We start from the raw sequence: 19,046 nt of genomic DNA on the forward strand, positions 1-19,046 counted from the left end.
CCTGCACTTTCGATTGCATGTTCTCGCCGACATCCAAATGGAGGCGACCATGTATGCATTCGTCCAGGGCCATCAGTACGGCCGATATGAACACTTGCTGGATCAATATTTCCGGTTGAGGAAAACAGTCTTTGCCGATCAGCTGGGCTGGAAGGTCAAGACATCCGGTCCGTATGAACGCGACCGCTATGACGGCCACAATCCGGCCTATCTCATTTGGTGCGATGACGATCGAGACCAGCTCTATGGGGCGGTGCGGCTGATGCCGACCACCGGCCACACCCTTCTTCACGACGTTTTCCGCTCCACTTTTCCCCATGCCGCCGATCTGATCGCACCCGGCATATGGGAGGGCACGCGCATGTGTGTCGACGAGGAGGCGCTTGCCCGCGATTTTCCTGACATGCGGTACGAGCGGGCGCTTTGCCTCCTTCTGCTGGCGCTCTGTGAGCTGGCGCTCGACAACGGTATCCACACAATGATTTCGAACTACGAACCGCATATGCGGCGCATCTATGAAAAAGCCGGCGCAGCCTTCGACGAGCTCGGGCGGTCAGATGGCTTTGGCAAGCGTCCCGTCAGCTGCGGTGCTTTCGAGGTGTCAGCCCGAGTGTTGTCGAACATGCGTGCGAGAATGCAAATCGCAGTGCCTCTTTACCAACACCGTATAACGCCTCGGGCTTTCCGCCCGACTTGCGAGGCGCATCCCGCCTGAACCACGCCGGTCGACCTGCTGCAAGAAGCCAGAAGTGGTGGGCCTCTCCGGAGATAGGCAATTGTATATACACGCTATGGAAGCATTCGTCGCGACCAACGATGCACCAAAGATCAGGTCAGACATCCTCGCATGTATGATCGAGAGATTTCAGTCGGCCGCGCCGCGCTTGAGCGGCGAGCAACTCGACTTCGACGCAGGCCGTGCGATGATGGAAGCTATTAGCGACGGTTTGCTGTTCTGGGTCGGCGCGAATGATTTCTCGGCTTGCTGCGGCATTCGCGCTTTGGTTGAGACGAGTACACGGATGGTCGCACCTAACTTGGATTTTGACACGTGGTATTTTGCGGAAGGCAATCCTTTCGAAACAGTGCGGCGCACTCTTCTGGGACCGCCTGCGGGATGATGCGTTGTGAGCCCTGGTCACATCGAGACGGGTCCAAATGGGCTCCTACTTGTCTAAGTGCGTGCCTACGGGTGCATAGCTGCGCAAGATCTGTCGAAGCACCTAGTCGGTTGATCTGTTGATGTCGCCATTTGCGGCGAAAAACTCGATCATGTCCTTGGGAGTGGTGTAGCTTCGGCGATCGCCGTGCCTTCCGGACAGAGCCGGCAATTGGTCAGCTTGGGGCTGGCAGGCTGATGAGCGGATCCTCGCTCATTGCTGCTATGCCCGCACGCTCAAGCGCACCCTGCCCGCCGTGTTGCAGTTCGATACTGGCATGTCACGGCTCGGTTTTCCGGCGAAGGAGCGTTCTGCCCTGGCGAAGGCGCTCGGCGATAAAAGCAACCTCGAAGTGCTGTTCATCATGAGTCACCTCGCCGCGGCGGATGAACCGGATGAGGCACAGAACGCGGAACAACTCGCCGAGATGCGCCGGGTTGCCGACGAATTGCCGGCCTCGACATCTCCTTCGCCAATTCCGGCGGTGTGTTACTTGGCGAAGCCTATCATGGTGTTCTCGCCCGCCCCGGTATCGCGCTCTATGGCGGTGCGCCGACGACAGGCGTGCCAAATCCGATGGAGCCGGTGGTCAGCCTCGATGTTGCCGTCGTCCAGACCCGCACCGCGCCGGTCGGCACCAAGGTCGGATACGGTGGCGCCCACGTGACAGAGCGCGAAACACGGCTTGCGACCATCGCCGCTGGCTATGCCGACGGGCTGCCACGGAGTTTGAGCGGTCGCGGCGCGGTTTACTATCAAGGGATCCGCCTGCCCATCATTGGCCGCGTGTCGATGGACAGCATCACCATCGATATCTCTGCGCTTCGGAAGGCACGTTGACACTTGGCAGCCTCGTCGAGGTCATCGGCCCCCACCAGACGCTTGAAGACGTCTCGCGCGACGCCGGCACCATCGCCTACGAAATCCTGACCGGTCTCGGTCATCGCTATCACCGTCAGTATCGCTGAGAGCCATACTGCTTTTCAGTCTTGAGGAAATCATGAAAGTCGTTGTTCTCGGGTCCGGCATTGTCGGGGTCACATCCGCCTATCAACTGGCAAAAGCAGGCCATGAGGTCACAGTCATCGATCGTCAGCCCGGTCCTGCACTGGAAACGAGTTTCGCCAATGCTGGCCAGGTTTCGTTTGGCTACTGCTCGCCATGGGCCGCACCCGGCATTCCGATGAAGGCGCTGAAGTGGCTGTTCATGGAGCATACGCCACTGATCCTCAGGCCCAAATTAGATGCCGCCATGCTTTCCTGGCTGCTCAGGATGCTGTCGAACTGCACTTCGGAGCGTTATGCCATTAACAAGAGCCGGATGCTGCGCCTGGCAAACTACAGCCGCATCGCGCTCGCCGAACTGCGCTCGGAGACCGGGCTTGCCTATGACGAGGGCATGCAGGGCACGGTGCAGCTCTTCAGGACCCAGCAGCAGCTCGATGCGTCCGCGAAGGATGTGAAGGCGCTTGCTGCCGACGGCGTTCCCTATGAGGTGCTGGATCGGGACGGCTGCGTGTGGGTCGAACCGGCGCTCGCCCATGTCCGCGACAAGATCGTCGGCGGCCTGTTGACGCCCAAGGACGAAACAGGTGACTGCTTCAAGTTCACCAATGCGCTCGCCGCCAAGGCCGAAGAGATCGGCGTCCGCTTCGTCTAAAATACGGTGGTCAAGCGGCTCGATGTCGAGGGTGGCCAGTTGCGCGGTGTCGTCACCGATCATGAGCGGTTCGGTGCGGATGCGGTCGTGGTGGCGCTCGGCAGCTATTCGTCGGTCTTCCTTGAGCGCTACGGCATTAAGCTACCGGTCTATCCGGTTAAGGGCTATTCGCTGACGATCCCGATCACCGACGCGTCGCGGGCGCCGAAGTCGACCGTGATGGACGAGACCTACAAGATCGCCATCACCCGGCTTGGTGACCGCATCCGGGTCGGCGGCATGGCGGAGATCTCCGGCTATACCAACGATCTCGGCCAGGCCCGCCGCCGCACGCTTGAGCATTCCGTCACCGACCTCTTTCCCGGCGGCGATGTTTCGAAGGCGAGCTTCTGGTCGGGGCTGAGGCCGATGACGCCGGACGGCACACCGGTGATCGGCCCGACGAAGATCGCCGGCCTCTATCTCAATACCGGACACGGCACGCTCGGCTGGACGATGAGCACCGGTTCGGCCCGCCTGATCAGCGATCTCGTCAGCGGCCGCAAGCCGGAGATCGACGCCACACAACTCGCGGTCGCCCGATACGCCTGACGAACCTTCCGACAATGCACACATGGAGTAAAGAACGATGATCACCGCCATTTCCACCGACGAAGCACCGGGCGCTGTCGGCCCTTATTCGCAAGCGATCAGGGTTGGCCATCTGCTGTTCGTCTCCGGACAGCTGCCGATCGATCCGGCGACCGGCGAATTCAACTCCGCCAATGCCATCGAGCGGGCCGAGCAGTGCTTGAAGAACATGGCTGCCATTGCCAGGCAAGCCGGAACAGACCTCTCGAAGACGGTCAAAACCACTGTGCTTTTGACCGATCTGGGGGATTTCGCGGAGGTCAACCGCGTCTATGCCGGCTTCTTTTCGACCCCCTACCCGGCCCGTGCCTGCTATGAGGTCAAGGCGCTGCCAAAGGGCGCCAAGGTTGAGATCGAGGCCGTCATCGCCATCGACTGATTGGGTTGAAGAGAGTTCTGACGCTGCTTGGCCGGAGCGATCGGAAAGGATCGCTCCGGTGCTGCCGTTTTGAGGACGACCGGCTATAGAGTGCGGCTGTTGCAAACCCAAGAGGGGGATCACCGTTGACGCTTTCGCAGTCACTGATGCGGCATCTGAGCAAGCCAGACCTGTTCGCGGACCTGGTATCCGTTGTCGACCTCACCGCTTTGGGGAAGCGTCGGCGCTTTCCGGTGTTCAATCCGTCCACCGGCGAACACCTGGCGGAGCTTCCCGACATGGATGAGGCGGACGTCGCCGTGGCGATTGATCGGGCTGACGCCGCACGGGAGCCCTGGGCCGGTCTCACCGCTCGCGAGCGCTCCGAAGCCCTGTGGCGTTGGCATCAGCTGATCCTCGAGCACAGCGATGATCTTGCCGCCATCCTGACCGCCGAGATGGGCAAGCCGCTTGCCGAGGCGAAATCCGAAATCGCCCATGCTGCGGCCTATTTGCAATGGTATGCCGAGGAAGCCAACCGCATCTATGGCGAGCCGATCTGGGCGCCATCCAACGACCGTCGGATGCTGGTGATCAAACAACCGATCGGTATCGTCGGTGCGATCACGCCATGGAACTTCCCCGCATCGATGGTGGCGCGCAAGATCGCGCCGGCGCTTGCCGCCGGCTGTACCGTCGTTTTCAAACCCGCCGAGCAGACACCGCTCATCGCCGGCGCGATGTTTGTCCTGGCGCGGCTCGCCGGCTTTCCGGACGGAGTGCTCAACCTCATCTATGCCTCCGAGGGCGACGCGGTCGGCCGCAAACTCTGCTCAAAACCCAAGGTGCGCAAGATCAGCTTCACCGGTTCGACGGAGGTCGGCCGGCTGCTGATGCGGCAGTGCTCCGACCAGATCAAGAAGGTGAGCTTCGAACTCGGCGGCAACGCGCCCTTCATCGTCTTCGACGACGCGGATGTCAATGCCGCCGTCGACGGCGCGATCCAGACGAAGTTCCGCAATGGCGGCCAGACCTGCGTTTCTGCCAACCGGCTCTATGTCCATGCCAGCCTGCACGACGAGTTCGCAGCAAAGTTCGCCGATCGGGTCCGGCGTTTACGCGTCCGTGACGGCTTTGACGCCGACGCCGCGATCGGTCCGCTGATCGATCAAGCAGCACTTCAAAAGATCGAAGCCCATGTCGAAGATGCCGTGGCGAAAGGCGGGACGATCCGCTGCGGTGGCAAGCGGATCGGTCAGTCCGGAACATTCTTCAAACCGACCGTGATCACCGGGGTGACAGGCGATATGCGGGTCGCCAAGGAGGAGACGTTCGGGCCGCTGGCGCCGCTCATCGGCTTCGACGATGCCGACCAGGTGGTGCGCGCAGCCAATGACACGATCTACGGTCTTGCCGCCTATTTCTACGCCTCCAATCTCAAACGCGTCTGGAAGGTCGCCGAGGCGCTCGAATACGGCATGGTCGGCATCAACACCGGCCGTATGTCGTCGGAAGCAGCCCCCTTCGGCGGCGTCAAGCAGTCAGGCATCGGTCGCGAGGGATCTCGGCACGGCCTCGAGGACTATCTCGAGATGAAGTATCTCTGCATGGGCGGGCTTTAGTCCGCGGGCCATGCTCATCAACGTCACAGATATCCAACGGATTCCGTGGCCGCGTCTTGCTCAATCAGTCAACTCCATTCCTTGGCCTGAGTTGCTAAAAGAAGGTGAGTGGTGACGATCGCGGTGTCCCTTCCGCTTGGCGCATGAACCGCCTCGCTCATTCGGTTCCCATGCTACCGCCAGGTCACTGCGACGGCACCATCGAAGCCCGCCATCCGTTTCACCGGGGGAAGCGAAGATCTGCTGCAACGGTCGATCACCTTGTCGACGCGCAATTGGAACCGCATGCTGTTGACTCCCACCTTCAACCGTTTGAAAAGAAGTTTCCAACCGGGAGCGTACCATGGCGGACGAAGAAATTCTGGAACAAGCCGAGCCCTTGACCGAGACCGAGACGGCTCCTCCCCCGAAGAAGCGCACATCATCGGCGAAGGGGAAACGTTTGTCTGCCGGCGCGAAAGCGAGCAAGGCTGAGCCGGCGGCGATCAGTGTGCGGCAGCGCCGTTACTCCGACAGCGAGCGCGCCGAAAAGCTCGCGCAGATCGAGGCGCGCGCATCGGCCGGTGACACCCTGAAGGCGGCGATCAAGGACGCCGGGATTTCCGAGCAGACCTATTACCAGTGGAAACGGACCGACGGCGCGGTGGAGGCGCCAGCCGCCAAACCCCAGCCAGACGCCAGGGTCGAGCCAAGCGCCGGCGTCGATACTCTGGCGGACCTGGTCGCGCTCGAAGAGGAAAACAAGCGGCTGCGCCAGCAGCTCGCGGAAAAGCTTCGCGCTGAGAATGCCGAACTGCGCAAGCGGCTCGGTCTGGACTAGGCTGACAGGCTATACCGCCCGCGTGGCAAAAACGCACGCCTTTGCCTATCTGTGCGGTGAACCCTACGTGTCACCGGGTCACTTCCTTCATTTCCGGATAAAGGTCCGCATGAAAGCAAGACGCAATTTCATTGTCGAATTCAAGTCGGGCCGGCGTCAGCAAAGACGCCAAGGCGCCTCGATCTGGGGTGATACCGACCTCAAGGCGATCGCGCGTGCGGTGGAATCCGATCTGGCGGTGACCGGCGGTAGCGCTGACGCAGAGCTCGGTGCGGTGCGGCCATCACCTGCACCCCATCGATCCGAGTCCAGAATTCTCGAGACGATCGTGAAACCCGACGAACAACCGTCCGGGGCGGCCCTCGTGAAGGCGACGACCTCTGACTTGCCGACGCAGCCGGCGGATTTGCCACAACCATCGGCGAAAACGGATGACGCTGCAAACGTGCCAGTGCTCGTCCCCGCGCAAGAAGAGACAGCTCCCGCCGCTCCTGCGAGGCGCCGCGCCGCCTCGAAAGCGATGGGGCCGAGGAAGAAAACGCAAGCCCGATCCGCTTCCGCGGGGATATCGCAGCAGGCTGGCGCCGACGACCTCAACGCGCTCGAGGCCGAAAACCGCCGGCTGAAGGCGCTGTGGCGGGCGCATCTGCATGCGGAGAATGCTGAGCTTCGGAACATGTTGGCCCGCCTTTCCGTGATCTAACGCATCAAGACCCTTGCCGTTGACAAGGACGGTCGGCGATCCGGCAGACCGGAGCGATCGATGGTGCAGCGCCGCTCGCGGTCCCGGTTGCGCTCGCTAATTGTCGGCTGGTCAACGTCAATTCGTTGGTGCTGAAGCTCCCGTTTCGTGCCGCGGCCGCGACCTATCGGAGATGACGGAAGCCCATGTCGTACGCGTGACCCATTGGTTTGGGAGCTAGTCACTTTCGTAGGGTTGATTGCGTTCTTGCCATTCGCAGGGACGATCATTGTCAGACACCATCTTGCCTCGGCTTAGCCAGGTGGCAGCTGCAGAACTCTTGCATGCGGCTGCGACCGCTTTGATGCCGATGGACCCGTAGTTTTGCAGGATGGCGTCCCGCTCTTTGGAGCACGGGGCATTCGGTGGCATGGGCGTTCCCTTTCTCATCATTGGAATGTCGGCCTATTCGTGGGTGGCGAGTGCGTGCTTCACGCGAAGCACCGTGGCCGCCACCGCGACGAATACGAGCGGGATCGACCCGAGAATCAGCAGCGGACTGACTTCCCATCCGGCGTGCTGGCATGCCTCGAAGGCAGTTTTGATGAGGCCGATGAGGTAATAGCTGATGGCAATGATCGAAAATCCCTCGACCGCGCGCTGGATCTTCACCTGCGTCGCCGCCCGTTCCGCCACCGACTTGATCTGGATTGCATTCTGGAATTCGATTTCGACCTGAATGCGGGTTTGCAGCAGATTCAGAAGATGCATAGTGGCGCCAGACAACTGTTCAAGCCGATGGGACGTGGCTTCGCAAGTGCGAACCGCTGGTTTGAAGCGTCTTGTGACGAATATGCCAAATCGTTGGAAGCCCGGCAGATGCGTCTCGCGCAGCTCGCTGATGCGTTCCTCGACGATTTTCGCATAGGCTGCGGTCGCACCAAAGCGGCTGCGGGTTTCCGCCGAAGCCGTGATAATGGCGGAAGAGAATTCCGAGATTTCGTTGAGGAGGCTTTTGTGCTGGTCCGCCGGCGTCGATTGATTGCGGTCTGCCAGGTCTCCAAGGCGCGCCTCGAACTCGGCAAGGCGCGGCGCGAGACGCCGCGCGAGTGGCAGGCCGAGCAGCGCCATTGAACGGTAGGTCTCTATCTCGTAGATCCTGCGGACCATTCGGCCGAGGCGATAGGCGTTCAAATCCCTGTTGAAGAGCAGAATATGGCTCCATCCGTCTGAACGAACACGAAAGTCCGAACATACTTGGCCGGCCCCTGCCCCAATTATTGAAGCGGCGGTGTCACCAAAGCCGAATTTCGCCAGGACATCTCCCAGTTGTTCCGGGGCAGGCCCCGTCACCAGAATACTAACCTGACTGATAACTGTGATTAGGCATGGAATAAGGACCCCGCAAATGGGGTGATCGGCGTCCAAACGGGACCCCCATCTGCGATGGGGTTACAACAGCCTCCGGTTTCATCGGAGGCTTTTTATTTGGATGCTTGTTGTGGAGACAATTCTGAAGATACGGCGGCTTTCCCGTGTGCAGGGTAAGTCGATCAAGGCGATCTGCCGGGAGCTGGGCATATCGCGGAAAGTGGTGCGGAAGGTTCTGCGCACCGATGAGACGGAATTCAAATACGAGCGGACCCGTCAGCCTCAGCCGAAGCTCGGCCCTTGGCGCGATCAGCTCGATGGAATGCTGCTTGCCAATGAAGCCAAATCCTCCCGCGAACGGCTGACGCTGATCCGGATATTCGAGGATTTGCGCGATCTGGGCTACGAAGGCGGTTACGACACCGTCCGACGCTATGCCCGGACGTGGGCGAAGGAGCGCGGGTCCGTGACGGCGGAGGCCTATGTGCCACTCTATTACGCGCCGGGCGAGGCCTACCAGTTCGATTGGAGCCACGAGATCGTCGTGCTGAACGGTGTGACGACGACGGTGAAGGTGGCGCATGTCCGGCTCTGCCATAGCCGGATGATGTATGTGAGAGCCTACCCGCGCGAGACGCAGGAGATGGTCTTCGACGCCCATGACCGGGCATTCTCCTTCTTCGGCGGGGCCTGTACGCGCGGCATCTACGACAACATGAAGACCGCGGTGGAGACGGTCTTCGTCGGCAATGAACGGCAATACAATCGCCGCTTCCTGCAGATGTGCAGCCATTATCTGATCGAACCGGTGGCTTGCACGCCGGCGTCGGGGTGGGAGAAGGGCCAGGTCGAGAACCAGGTCAATCTGGTGCGGGAACGCTTCTTCACGCCGCGGCTGCGCTTCAAATCCTACGACGAGCTGAATGGCTGGCTGCTGGACAAGTGCATCAGCTACGCCCGTGCTCATAAGCATGTCGATCAGACGGAGCGCACGATCTGGGAGGTATTCGAAACGGAGAAGCCGCATCTGGTCAGCTATCCGGGTAAGTTCGACGGCTTCCATGCTGTGCAAGCCTCGATCGGCAAGACCTGCCTCGTGCGTTTCGACAACAACAAATACTCAGTGCTGTCGACCGCGGTCGGTCGCCCAGCCGAGATACATGCCTATGGAACGTTCGCAAATCCTCGACATGATGGGCACGCTGAAGCTGTTCGGCATGCGCAGCGCCTATGACGAGATCATGGCTTCCGGCATCAAGCGCCAGCACGAACCGCCGCGCATCGTCGGTGACCTGCTGAACTCGGAGATCGCCGAGAAGCAGGCGCGCTCCATCAAATACCAGATCACCGTTGCCAAGCTGCCGCTGGCCAAGGACATCGACGACTTCGACTTCACCGACACGCCGGTCAACGAAGGGCTGGTGCGCCAACTCGCGACCGGAGCCTTCCTCGCCGAGCAGCACAACATCGTTCTGGTCGGCGGGACCGGCACGGGAAAGTCCCACCTGTCCATCGCGCTTGCCCGTGCCCTGATCCGCAACGGCGCACGAGGCCGCTTCTTCAACGTCGTCGACCTCGTCAATCGGCTCGAGACAGAAGCACGTAGCGGCAAACAGGGGCGGCTTGCCGACTTCATCACCAGGCTCGACTTCGTCATCATGGACGAGCTCGGCTATCTCCCATTCGCCCAGGCCGGTGGACAGCTCCTCTTCCATCTGATCAGCAGGCTTTACGAGCGGACCTCGATCATCGTCACGACGAACCTGGCGTTCGGCGAGTGGCCGGCCGTGTTCGGCGACGCGAAGATGACCGCCGCTCTGCTCGACAGGCTCACCCACCATTGCGAAATCGTTGAGACCGGGAATGAATCCTGGCGCTTCAAAAACCGCTCTCAAAGCTAAAGCCGAAAAGACAAACAACCCGCGCCCGCAGGCCCCTGCGCTAAATGGACAGCTCCGGGCCTACGCGCGCTGACCCTATGCAACCAGAGGAAGGGGTCCCTTTTGGAAGCTGATATGGGGTCCCGTTACGAAGCCGATTGACACGCAAGAATGCGTCGGACAACAGTGCGGTTGTCCCCTCCAGCCTAGAGTCCGCTTCATTGGCGTGGACTTTCATGCCCGCTCGCCGTACGTCATCAGTATTCTGGCTGTTAAAACCACCTCCCCTCTTCTCCGCGCCTCGTGCTCAAACCCGCTTTTTGATCGCGCATGACGGCCATTCAACATTCAACTCGCGGATAAGGAACACCCGTTTCGGGCCTGATCTTATAATTAATCAAGCATATGGACTGCGCCACGCATGGGGAGAGAAAGTGCGTTTCCGCATATCTGAGTTCGACAAGGCACCATGGTACTCAGCCAACCCGATCCATGAGTTCGGATTGAAGCGTCCTCGCGGTGTACAGCGAAGCGTCCAAGGGCAGGTTCCCAAACGCCACCTGACAAAGGAGATAGTTTGCTCCCGCCTCTTCGACCTGATCTAGCAGAGCCCGTCGGACAAAATCCGCCGTTCCCACCACGCACAATTCATTTTCGATTGCTGCATCGAAGCTCAAGGGGAGATTCGGTGGAACCGGGATTCCATTTAGGACGTACAGGAATTTGAAAGTTTCAAGCCATCGTTCGAAAGCAGGAGCGGCGAGCGAATATGCATGGTCTGCAGACTGCCCGACCACAATCATGCGAAGCAGTCCGAGGAATGGCGCCTGGTTGTTCGCGTCACTGTTGTGTCCTTGCTCGCAGCGGAAGGCGTCGGTGACCTTGCGGACGAATGTGGCAGGACCTAGAGACGCGATGTTCGCGCCGTTTGCAGCGGCCCAGCGTGCAGACTCGGGTTTGTTGGTGGCGATCCATGTCGGCGGGTGCGGGCGCTGATGAGGCTTCAGTGTCAAAGGAACATCGTTTAGCTCAAAATGGTGGCCGCTGTAGGAAAGAGTGCCGCCCCTCATCGCCTCCATCAGAATTTCGCTGGCTTCGAGATAGCGTCCTGGCACTGCGTCCGCACCAATCCCGAAGTAAGCTAGCTCGATTGGAAGGGACCCGCGCCCTATGCCCAACTCGACCCTGCCACCGCTCAAATGGTCAAGCATGCAGATCTCCTCAAATGCACGCAGCGGATGACAAAGGCTAAGCAGCATGGTGAGGGGGCCAAGACGAAGGTGACGGGTGCGCTGCGCGACACTCGATAAGAACAGGTTCGGTGATGGGCCTCTTCCATGCGGCGAGCAATGGTGCTCCGCTACATGGTAAGCATAAAAGCCGAGCCGATCATACGCTTCCGCCAGCTTGAGACGGTCTGCGTATTGTCGCGCAACGGCGTTACCATCCTCGTCCAGATGGTCGAATATGCCGAAAGTTAGGTTTGAAGGAAGGGCTTTTCTCATTGAACTGTCTCCGACTTTGTTCCGATAGCTCCGGACCTTGATTCAAGCGAAATTAGATTTGGGGCTTTTCTTGGCCGGACATCGCTACTGATGCAGAGTCCGGGCCACACGTCCTTCCACGCTCGGCTGTTGCTCAACATCTTTAGTGCTTCTGCCGGGGAAAGCTTCATTGCCTTCGCGGCTATATGCTGTTCTGCAGTTTGACGGCTGGAGAACATGACGTACGACACGTGCAAGCGGGCTATGCATCTGCCTCCTCCTCCCAGGGAGCGGTAGAGCTGGTCAACGCTGTGGGGAGATCTTGCGATCGTTGCTCTGTGTCTTATTGCCGCGATCATTCGCACAGAATGGAATATGTAGCTGCTAAACGGCCGATCGTGTGGAGCTCTCAGCTCCCAAAATCTCATCGACAGCTTCAAGGAACGCATCCATTTGCGATTTTGTCCCGATGCTAACGCGAATGCAATCTTCCAGACCCTCATCAGGGAGGACGGCCACTAGTATCTTTTTTTGCTTCAAGTAGGTTTGCCACCAAGCGCCGTCTCGCCCTGGTGGCACACGGGCCAGCAGGAAATTCGCATGAGAGGGAGTTACAGAGAACCCAAGTTGCGACAGTGCGAACATCACGCGCTCTCTCTCAAACTTAATATGTCTACGGTTCTCCTCGTAGGCCGTGCGGTGAGCAAGGATGCTGACACCAACCGCATGGGCGATCACATTCATGTTGAACATGTTCTGGAGATTGCGCAGCCGCCCTACAACCTCAGGATGGCCGAATCCGAAGCCAACGCGAAGGCCGGCCCCCGCATAGCTCTTAGAGAACGTTCGCAAGATCAGAAGGTTCGAATTGCGGTCAATTAAACGGAGAGCGCTGTCAGGCGCAAAGTCTACATAGGCTTCGTCCAGCACGATCAACCGGTCAGATTGTGCGACGAGACTTTCAATATCCGCAATCGGGACAAAAGTGCCGGTAGGATTGTTCGGATTAGCCAAGAGAATAAACTTGGCCTCCTTTGCAGGACCGAAAAGCAGTTTGTGTATCGGCAACGAGCAAGACTCGCCGGATCTGATTTCAAGCAATCGAGCACCTTGCAGCAGCGCGAGCTTGTGGTTGTATGCAAAGCCAGGGGACAACATCGCGACGCTGTCACCCGGGTCAAGGAATGCTCTGTATAGAAGCGAAAGAAGTTCGGAGGAACCGTTGCCGGCGATCACCTGATCCGGGGAAAGGTTATAGGATGCGGCAGCTGCTTCCCTCAAGCTGACGTTATCATCCTCCGGATATAGATACTGCCGTTCGAGAGCAGCGACAGCGCTCTGCATTACCGCTGCCGGCAAGGCAAATGGATTCTCGTTTGTGTTTAGTTTGACACAGTCGGCATCTGGTCCCGGACGACCGGACGGAAGAGGATTCAGCTGTCTATACACCTCTGAAAGAGACGAAAGCACGCGTTGCAGTTTGGTGTCAGACATAGTTCTTATCTTTTGCAGTCGCAGACGATAGTCGCTTTCTCAGCCATTCACCGCGAGCCGATTATCAGGTGCCGTGCGGTTACTGGCCTAAAAACTCAATGGACGATTCTTCTAGTTCAGGTCTGCCGCTCCAGCAAAATCATTTGTTTGCATCGCAGCCATAGATGCGATGAATAGTGAGCGCGACGAACAGCCCACGGCTTTCGGCGTTGACGGGATCGCAATAGCGCTTTCTTTCAGAACTTCTGCTTTGCCCGCTTCGGCATAAAGTAGGTTCGGATATTGACGAGTGCTTCTGCCACGGCACCAGCATCCTGGCGGGTCGCTTTCCGTTTTGTCTCGCCGAGCTTGCGGATGGGCGCGATGATATCGCCCGTGACGGCATGGCCTCGAAGAACCGGCTGCCAAAGCCTCGGCGCGTATCCTGTTCCCAGCAAAAAGCAGAGGTCCCAGTCGAATGGATCAAAGGTCTGATCATCAATCCTGGTGAACCTGGGCCGGTGGTCTTTCGGTGTTTCGGAAAGGCTCGCAGAGATGCGGTTATACTCTGCAACGATCGTCTGTACGGCCTGATGTTCTGTTGTCTCCATCGGCAGGTTGAGGGCATCCGGACCGGTCAGTTCCGGTATCCATTTGCGTGGGTCGATGAACTTGGGACCGATGATGAGAGCCGTAAGATAACCATCGAGACCGCTCATTGACCAGATTGGCGATGCTGGACGACGTGCCTTATAAACGCCTCGAACGCCTCATCATCAAGCTTCGGTCGTGCGGTCGTCTCTTGGCCGTTGTGCGTCATGCCGCCCGTCGCTCCTGCTCTGTCATCGCCTCGCGCTCAGCCTTCCAGGTCCAAGGCAGGAGACTTTCCATCTCGTTGGCTTTCACCTTGCCCGCAATGATGCGTTCCAGCACATCGTCAAGCCAAGCCTCGGGGTCCACGCTGTTCAATTTACAGGTGTTGACGAGCGATGCGAGGACCGCGAAGGTCTTGCCACCGCGCTCGTTGCCCACGAACAACGAGTTCTTCCTCGTCAGGGCCACCGATTTCATCGAACGCTCGACCACATTGGAGTCCACTTCGATCCGGCCATCCTCCAGGAAGGCTGCCAGTCCGCTCCAGCCCAGCGCCGATTTAGCCGACACCTCGTCGCGCAGTTCGGTGAGATGGACGTTCAGTTCTCTCATGACCGGAGCTGCCTCGCGACGCCTCACGACGAGCCGGATATCGGCACTTTCGCCGAGCAGTCTCGCTTCAATCCGATAGATCTCGGCAATCCTGGCAAGGTTTGACAAAGCCTCCGAAGAGCCGGTCAGCTTGACGACATCGACGAACTTCCGCCGGGCATGGGCAAGCCAGAAGGCCAGCCGCATCGGGGCGATATTGCTCTTGCCCCGACGTTTGACCATTGTTTTATAGGCTTGGTATCCATCGACTTGCAGCACGCCGGCGAATGACGACAATTGTCGCTCGATCTCGCGCGCGCTGCGGCTTTCGGCAAAAATATAGGCGACCGCCGGCGGCGCCGGACCATTCCAGGGGCGGTCGTCAACCGCTTGTGCCCATAACTGGCAGACCTTGGTTCGTTTACGCCCCGAGCCGCGGGAGCGGCGTCTCGTCACCGAATGCCCTCGGCTGCGAGCGGATGAAGGCAGTGAGCGCATCATAGAGAAGCTCCAGCTACCAGGCGACCCGCCCGACCCAGGCGCAGAGCGTCCCGCGATCGATGATGACGCCGCAGGAGGCCAGCATCTGCGCCTGTCGATTGAGCGGGAGATGTCAGGCAAACTTCGAAACAGCGACATGCGCGGCAAACGCCGTGGTCACCATGCCACCGTCCATCACGCGCGCTGGTGCCGACGCCTGCACAACAACGCTTTCGCAGGCCCGGCATGCATAGCGCGGCCGGATCGTCCGTTTGACCCGGACAACCGCGGGCACGATGTCGACCGCCTCGCTGACGTCCGTGCCGATGCAATGCAGTTCGAACGAACAGCACGGGCAAGTCTTGCTTTCCGGCTCGATGACCTCGTCATAACGCGGAAGGTGCTTGGGCAAGCGGCCGATATTGCGGGCTGGTGATCGCCGTATCTGCGCTTTGTCGTCACCGACCGGCGCGACATCGTCATTGGCAGCAACGGGAATGTCGCTCACATCGCCAAGGTCGAGCATTGCCTGCGTCGGATCGATGATTGTCATCTTCTCCGATTTCGTCCCGAAGAGCTGGCGCTCGAGGAAGGCCACGCGCGCCTTGAGATCGGCATTCTCTTCGTCGAGCGAGAGAATGATCCGGGTCAATCGCGCAGCATCCTGGGGCAAGGGATCGGGTCGAAGCGGCATGACAGACCCTGTCATATGAGCCTGAATCTTTAAGCCAAACCAATCGAATCAGCCTGCTTTTGAGGGTTTCCTCACCGCGTTTCGTTTGACGCGCGTCCAGTCAATGCCGGCCAGCAAAAGCGAGAACTCCTGGGCACTCATCTGCATCGCGCCATCGCGGATCGGCGGCCAAACGAACTTGCCCGCCTCCAGCCATTTGTACCTCACAAGAGAATGCAGCCGCGACCAGCGCAGATGAGCAGCTAGTGCGGGTCACACATCCGTTTCATCCACTACTTGGACAGCAGTTGCCGTGTGTCGGCAGGCGCTGCAATTCGCATGGGGAGCGTCTTTTACTGCAGACAGAGGATGCCACCGTTTGGTCCGTTCCCCCGCAATGGACTGACCTTGTGAGCCCAGATCCTGAAGTTGTCATGGGCAACGGACGGTCGCTCTTGCGGGTCGCCGACTTAATGGAATTGGCCGCCCTGGTAGAGCGCCTTTCCAGAACACGATGATGTGCGGATGTGTAAAGATAAATATGCCGCATCTGTAAAGCGGATTATGCCGCATATGTCTTATTTTTGTGGAATTATTCCCGCAATTACAGGACTGAATGATGCTAAACCATGAGGACCACCTTGACGAGGCAGAAAAATACGTCATAATTAACATTACGATTACGTCGCTTCATGTCCTCGGAGCCATCGATGTCTGCGAAGTACGACAGCAAGCGCACAAAGACGGATGCCCTCATCGAAGAGGGTACGTTCAATCCCACCCCCGAGAAGGTGCGCGATCCAAAGTTTCGGGGCAGCGAGTTCTTCGATCCGCACGACGCCGTGCAGGTCAAATACGAGATGCTGCGTCGCGTCTCCATCGACAAGGTGTCGGTGACGGAGGCCTCCGACGAGTACGGTGTTTCCAGGCCGACCTACTACCAGGCCAAGGTGAACTTCGATATGGCCGGCATTGCCGGACTGGTGCCGACGAAGCCGGGGCCCCGCGGTCCCCACAAGATCGACGACAAGGTCGTGGCATTTCTGCAGGCGCAGCTCGCTCCAGGAGAACCCGTTCGCGCCCGGGAACTTGCCAAGCTGCTTCGCCAGGAACTCGACATCGAGCTTCATCCCAGATCGATCGAGCGGGTTCTAAAAAAAAGCGGCAGGTAAACATTGCCGCGACGGCGGCATGCCCGATCCTACCGTCGACCATCGCCTCCCAGTACGAGGTCTTGCGCAAGGCTGCTCTCGGCGCAGCGCTGCCGCTTATGGCCCGTAGCGGCCTGATGCTCTTTTTGCGCCGGGGCATGTGGGGATGGGCTCAGACGCTGACCGCAACAGCAAGCACCCCGCGAGAGCAGAATTACCCATCGTCAATTGCTTGGCCGCTGCACCGCGGACACAGCGCCGTCGTCCACGTCCTTGCGACAATCGCCATGAGCATCAACGATCGGAGATCACGATGAATGTACATCTCAAAGTCCAGCCTCATCACCTCGAACGCAGCGCCTACCTCTACATCCGCCAATCTTCGATGCGGCAAGTCATCGACAATACCGAGAGCGCCATGCGGCAATATGCGCTTCGCGGGCGCGCTATCGCCCTTGGTTGGCGCGAGGAGCAGATTATCGTCATCGATAACGATCAGGGTGAATCCGGCGCATCGGCGGTCTGGCGCGAGGGATTTCAGCGGCTGGTCAGCGATGTCGGCATGGGGCATGCCGGGATCGTCATGGGCCTGGAGGTCTCCCGTCTGGCCCGCAACAATGCCGACTGGCAGCGTCTGCTGGAGATCTGCGCCCTTGCCGACACCCTGATCCTCGATGAGGACGGCGTCTACGATCCGGCAAGCTTCAACGACCGCCTCTTGCTCGGCCTCAAGGGAACAATGAGTGAGGCCGAACTGCATGTGATCAAGGCCCGGCTGCGCGGCGGCATCCTCAACAAGGCGCGGCGCGGCGAGTTCCGCTGCCCCCTGCCAACCGGGCTGGTCTATGACCATTCCGGCAATGTGGCACTTGAACCAGACATGCAAGTCAGAGAGACGATCGTCCATTTCTTCGAGACGTTCTCTCGCGTCGGATCCGCCTCCCAGACCGTCAAGGCCTTTCGTCAGGAAGGCATTCTCTTTCCCTCACGCCTGCACGACAGCCAGACGGTATTCCGGCCACTGACGACTTCGACGGCGATGCGTGTGCTGCACAATCCACGTTACGCCGGAGCCTATGCCTATGGCCGCCGCCGCTATCGACGCACCATTGATGGCAAGAGGATTGTGCGTGAACAAGATAATGATGATTGGACGGCATGTATTCCAGATGCCCATCCCGGCTACATCAGTTGGGAGCAGCATCAGGAGAACCTGAGGATTCTGAAGTCGAACATCTGCCATAAATGGAACGCGGGGGTCGCATCACCTCCGCGCGAAGGTCCGGCACTGCTGCAGGGGCGGGCCGTGTGTGGGCAATGCGGCAGGCATTTTCGCATGCGCTACGCTGCCCGACGCGGCCGGCAGGAAGCCTGGTACGTTTGTGATCGCGCCCGTAGCGATCGCGGTGAACCCCTGTGCCAGGCGATCGCTGCACCTCCTGTCGACGAAGCCATCGGTATGCTGATCGCCGAGCAGATGACGCCGGCAGCCATCGAACTGGCGATTGAAGTCCGCAAAGAGATCGAAGCGCGACATGAAGAGGCGGATCGGCTGCGCTGTCGCGCGATCGAGCGCGCGCAAACTGAAGCCGATCTCGCCCAGCGCCGTTTCATGCTCGTCGATCCCAATAACCGCCTCGTCGCCGACACGCTCGAAGGCGAATGGAACGAGAAGCTCCGCATCCTGGCCAATGCCCGCGAAGAGCGCGAGCGCGCCCGGGAGCACGAATTCATCCTCGATAAGGCCGTCCACGAGCGGTTGGTCGCAATGACGGCGGACTTCAAAAAACTCTGGACCAATCCAGAGACCCCGAACCGCGAACGAAAGCGCCTGCTTGCCCACATCATCGAGGACGTCACCCTCCTCAAACTACCGAAAAGAGGCACAACCAAGGCTCATATTCGCTTCAAGGGCGGTAAAACCGAGACACTCGTCACCATGAGCCCAAAATCTCCCAGCCAGCAGATCAAGACGAACCCCGATATCATCGCACTGATCGATAACCTCCTCGACAATCATATTTTTTCCGAGATCGCAGAGATTCTCAACGATCAGGGATATCGTCCGGGCTCGGTGACGCGCCGTGACCAGCGCAATGCACGCTTCACAACCAAACGCGTCACCTATCTCGTTCGCGAATATAGGCTGAGATCACGCTATGACCGGCTCCGGGATCGCGGGATGTTGACAAAAAAGGAGGCGGCTGAACACCTCAATATCCATGAACATACACTCGCCAGATGGGCTGAACACGGCCTCGTCACCAGCCACGCCTACAACGGGCACTACTACCTGTACGAGCTTCCGAAGACGGATTTACCGCAAAAGCAATGCAGTCGATGGAACCAGCTCATCGATCGCGTCGCCGCCCGTAAGCAAAATGCCGGACACGCCAAAACCTTCAACTGAATGCGAA

At 59.3% G+C, this 19,046-nt stretch carries 12 protein-coding genes and 7 pseudogenes; 13 read left to right on the plus strand and 6 right to left on the minus strand.

Annotated elements, in window-relative coordinates; translation table 11 throughout:
* The first annotated feature begins 49 nt into the window (after positions 1 to 49).
* The 8 genes and pseudogenes from NMA58_RS30070 (at position 50) to NMA58_RS30105 (ending at position 6,953) form a co-directional block, all read left to right on the plus strand.
* Positions 50 to 715 carry an acyl-homoserine-lactone synthase gene (locus NMA58_RS30070; protein WP_416068553.1) on the plus strand — a complete coding sequence of 222 codons (666 nt, stop codon included), beginning with the start codon at positions 50 to 52 and terminating at the stop codon, positions 713 to 715.
* A 61-nt stretch (positions 716 to 776) separates the two neighbouring features.
* A complete protein-coding gene (locus NMA58_RS30075; protein WP_434714999.1) occupies positions 777 to 1,121 on the plus strand; it encodes a hypothetical protein in 345 nt (114 codons plus the stop codon).
* 265 nt (positions 1,122 to 1,386) lie between these two features.
* A pseudogene (gene alr / locus NMA58_RS30080) lies at positions 1,387 to 2,128 on the plus strand (alanine racemase); the annotation flags it as partial.
* A gap of 32 nt (positions 2,129 to 2,160) precedes the next feature.
* Positions 2,161 to 3,411 (plus strand): annotated as a pseudogene (locus tag NMA58_RS30085) (D-amino acid dehydrogenase).
* A 37-nt stretch (positions 3,412 to 3,448) separates the two neighbouring features.
* Entirely contained in the window at positions 3,449 to 3,829 is a 381-nt protein-coding gene (locus NMA58_RS30090; RefSeq protein ID WP_416068551.1) for a RidA family protein, read from the plus strand.
* Positions 3,830 to 3,975: 146 nt separating this feature from the next.
* Complete coding sequence (locus tag NMA58_RS30095) at positions 3,976 to 5,430, plus strand: NAD-dependent succinate-semialdehyde dehydrogenase (protein ID WP_416068780.1); 1,455 nt, start codon at positions 3,976 to 3,978, stop codon at positions 5,428 to 5,430.
* Between the two features lie 343 nt (positions 5,431 to 5,773).
* Positions 5,774 to 6,250 (plus strand): transposase, encoded by a 477-nt coding sequence (locus NMA58_RS30100; RefSeq protein WP_416068550.1) that lies wholly within the window; start codon positions 5,774 to 5,776, stop codon positions 6,248 to 6,250.
* A 22-nt stretch (positions 6,251 to 6,272) separates the two neighbouring features.
* The gene (locus NMA58_RS30105) at positions 6,273 to 6,953 is read left to right on the plus strand and encodes a hypothetical protein (protein WP_434715001.1); all 681 of its coding nucleotides are present in this window, start codon (positions 6,273 to 6,275) and stop codon (positions 6,951 to 6,953) included.
* A 444-nt stretch (positions 6,954 to 7,397) separates the two neighbouring features.
* On the opposite strand, the pseudogene NMA58_RS30110 reads toward NMA58_RS30105, so the two are convergent.
* A pseudogene (locus tag NMA58_RS30110) lies at positions 7,398 to 8,309 on the minus strand (DUF3422 domain-containing protein); the annotation flags it as partial.
* 115 nt (positions 8,310 to 8,424) lie between these two features.
* Between NMA58_RS30110 and istA the strand changes: the two are divergent.
* Both istA and istB read left to right on the plus strand, forming a co-directional pair.
* Positions 8,425 to 9,528 (plus strand): annotated as a pseudogene (istA, locus tag NMA58_RS30115) (IS21 family transposase); the annotation flags it as partial.
* Entirely contained in the window at positions 9,470 to 10,204 is a 735-nt protein-coding gene (istB, locus tag NMA58_RS30120) for an IS21-like element helper ATPase IstB (protein WP_416068548.1), read from the plus strand. The pseudogene istA and the gene istB, both read left to right, overlap by 59 nt.
* 455 nt (positions 10,205 to 10,659) lie before the next feature.
* On the opposite strand, the gene NMA58_RS30125 is transcribed toward istB, so the two are convergent.
* The 5 genes and pseudogenes from NMA58_RS30125 to tnpB form a co-directional block, all read right to left on the minus strand.
* A complete protein-coding gene (locus NMA58_RS30125; protein WP_416068547.1) occupies positions 10,660 to 11,688 on the minus strand; it encodes an LLM class flavin-dependent oxidoreductase in 1,029 nt (342 codons plus the stop codon).
* A gap of 363 nt (positions 11,689 to 12,051) precedes the next feature.
* Positions 12,052 to 13,161, minus strand: coding sequence for a histidinol-phosphate transaminase (gene hisC, locus NMA58_RS30130; protein WP_416068546.1), 1,110 nt, complete (start codon positions 13,159 to 13,161; stop codon positions 12,052 to 12,054).
* A 236-nt stretch (positions 13,162 to 13,397) separates the two neighbouring features.
* Positions 13,398 to 13,960: pseudogene (locus tag NMA58_RS30135) on the minus strand (UPF0149 family protein).
* Positions 13,957 to 15,499, minus strand: a pseudogene (gene tnpC, locus NMA58_RS30140) (IS66 family transposase). Before tnpC ends, NMA58_RS30135 begins: the two co-directional pseudogenes overlap by 4 nt.
* 48 nt (positions 15,500 to 15,547) lie before the next feature.
* A pseudogene (gene tnpB / locus NMA58_RS30145) lies at positions 15,548 to 15,700 on the minus strand (IS66 family insertion sequence element accessory protein TnpB); the annotation flags it as partial.
* 44 nt (positions 15,701 to 15,744) lie between these two features.
* Here tnpB and NMA58_RS30150 point away from each other — a divergent pair.
* The 3 genes from NMA58_RS30150 (at position 15,745) to NMA58_RS30160 (ending at position 19,039) form a co-directional block, all read left to right on the plus strand.
* On the plus strand, positions 15,745 to 15,996 hold the full coding sequence (locus tag NMA58_RS30150) for a DUF5372 family protein (protein WP_416065938.1): 252 nt from the start codon (positions 15,745 to 15,747) through the stop codon (positions 15,994 to 15,996).
* Positions 15,997 to 16,188: 192 nt separating this feature from the next.
* The gene (locus NMA58_RS30155) at positions 16,189 to 16,650 is read left to right on the plus strand and encodes a helix-turn-helix domain-containing protein (RefSeq protein ID WP_062369699.1); all 462 of its coding nucleotides are present in this window, start codon (positions 16,189 to 16,191) and stop codon (positions 16,648 to 16,650) included.
* Positions 16,651 to 16,942: 292 nt separating this feature from the next.
* On the plus strand, positions 16,943 to 19,039 hold the full coding sequence (locus NMA58_RS30160) for a recombinase family protein (RefSeq protein WP_416065937.1): 2,097 nt from the start codon (positions 16,943 to 16,945) through the stop codon (positions 19,037 to 19,039).
* Positions 19,040 to 19,046: the final 7 nt, after the last annotated feature.

Source organism: Rhizobium sp. YTUHZ045 (genome assembly GCF_051124255.1).
GTDB lineage: Bacteria > Pseudomonadota > Alphaproteobacteria > Rhizobiales > Rhizobiaceae > Rhizobium.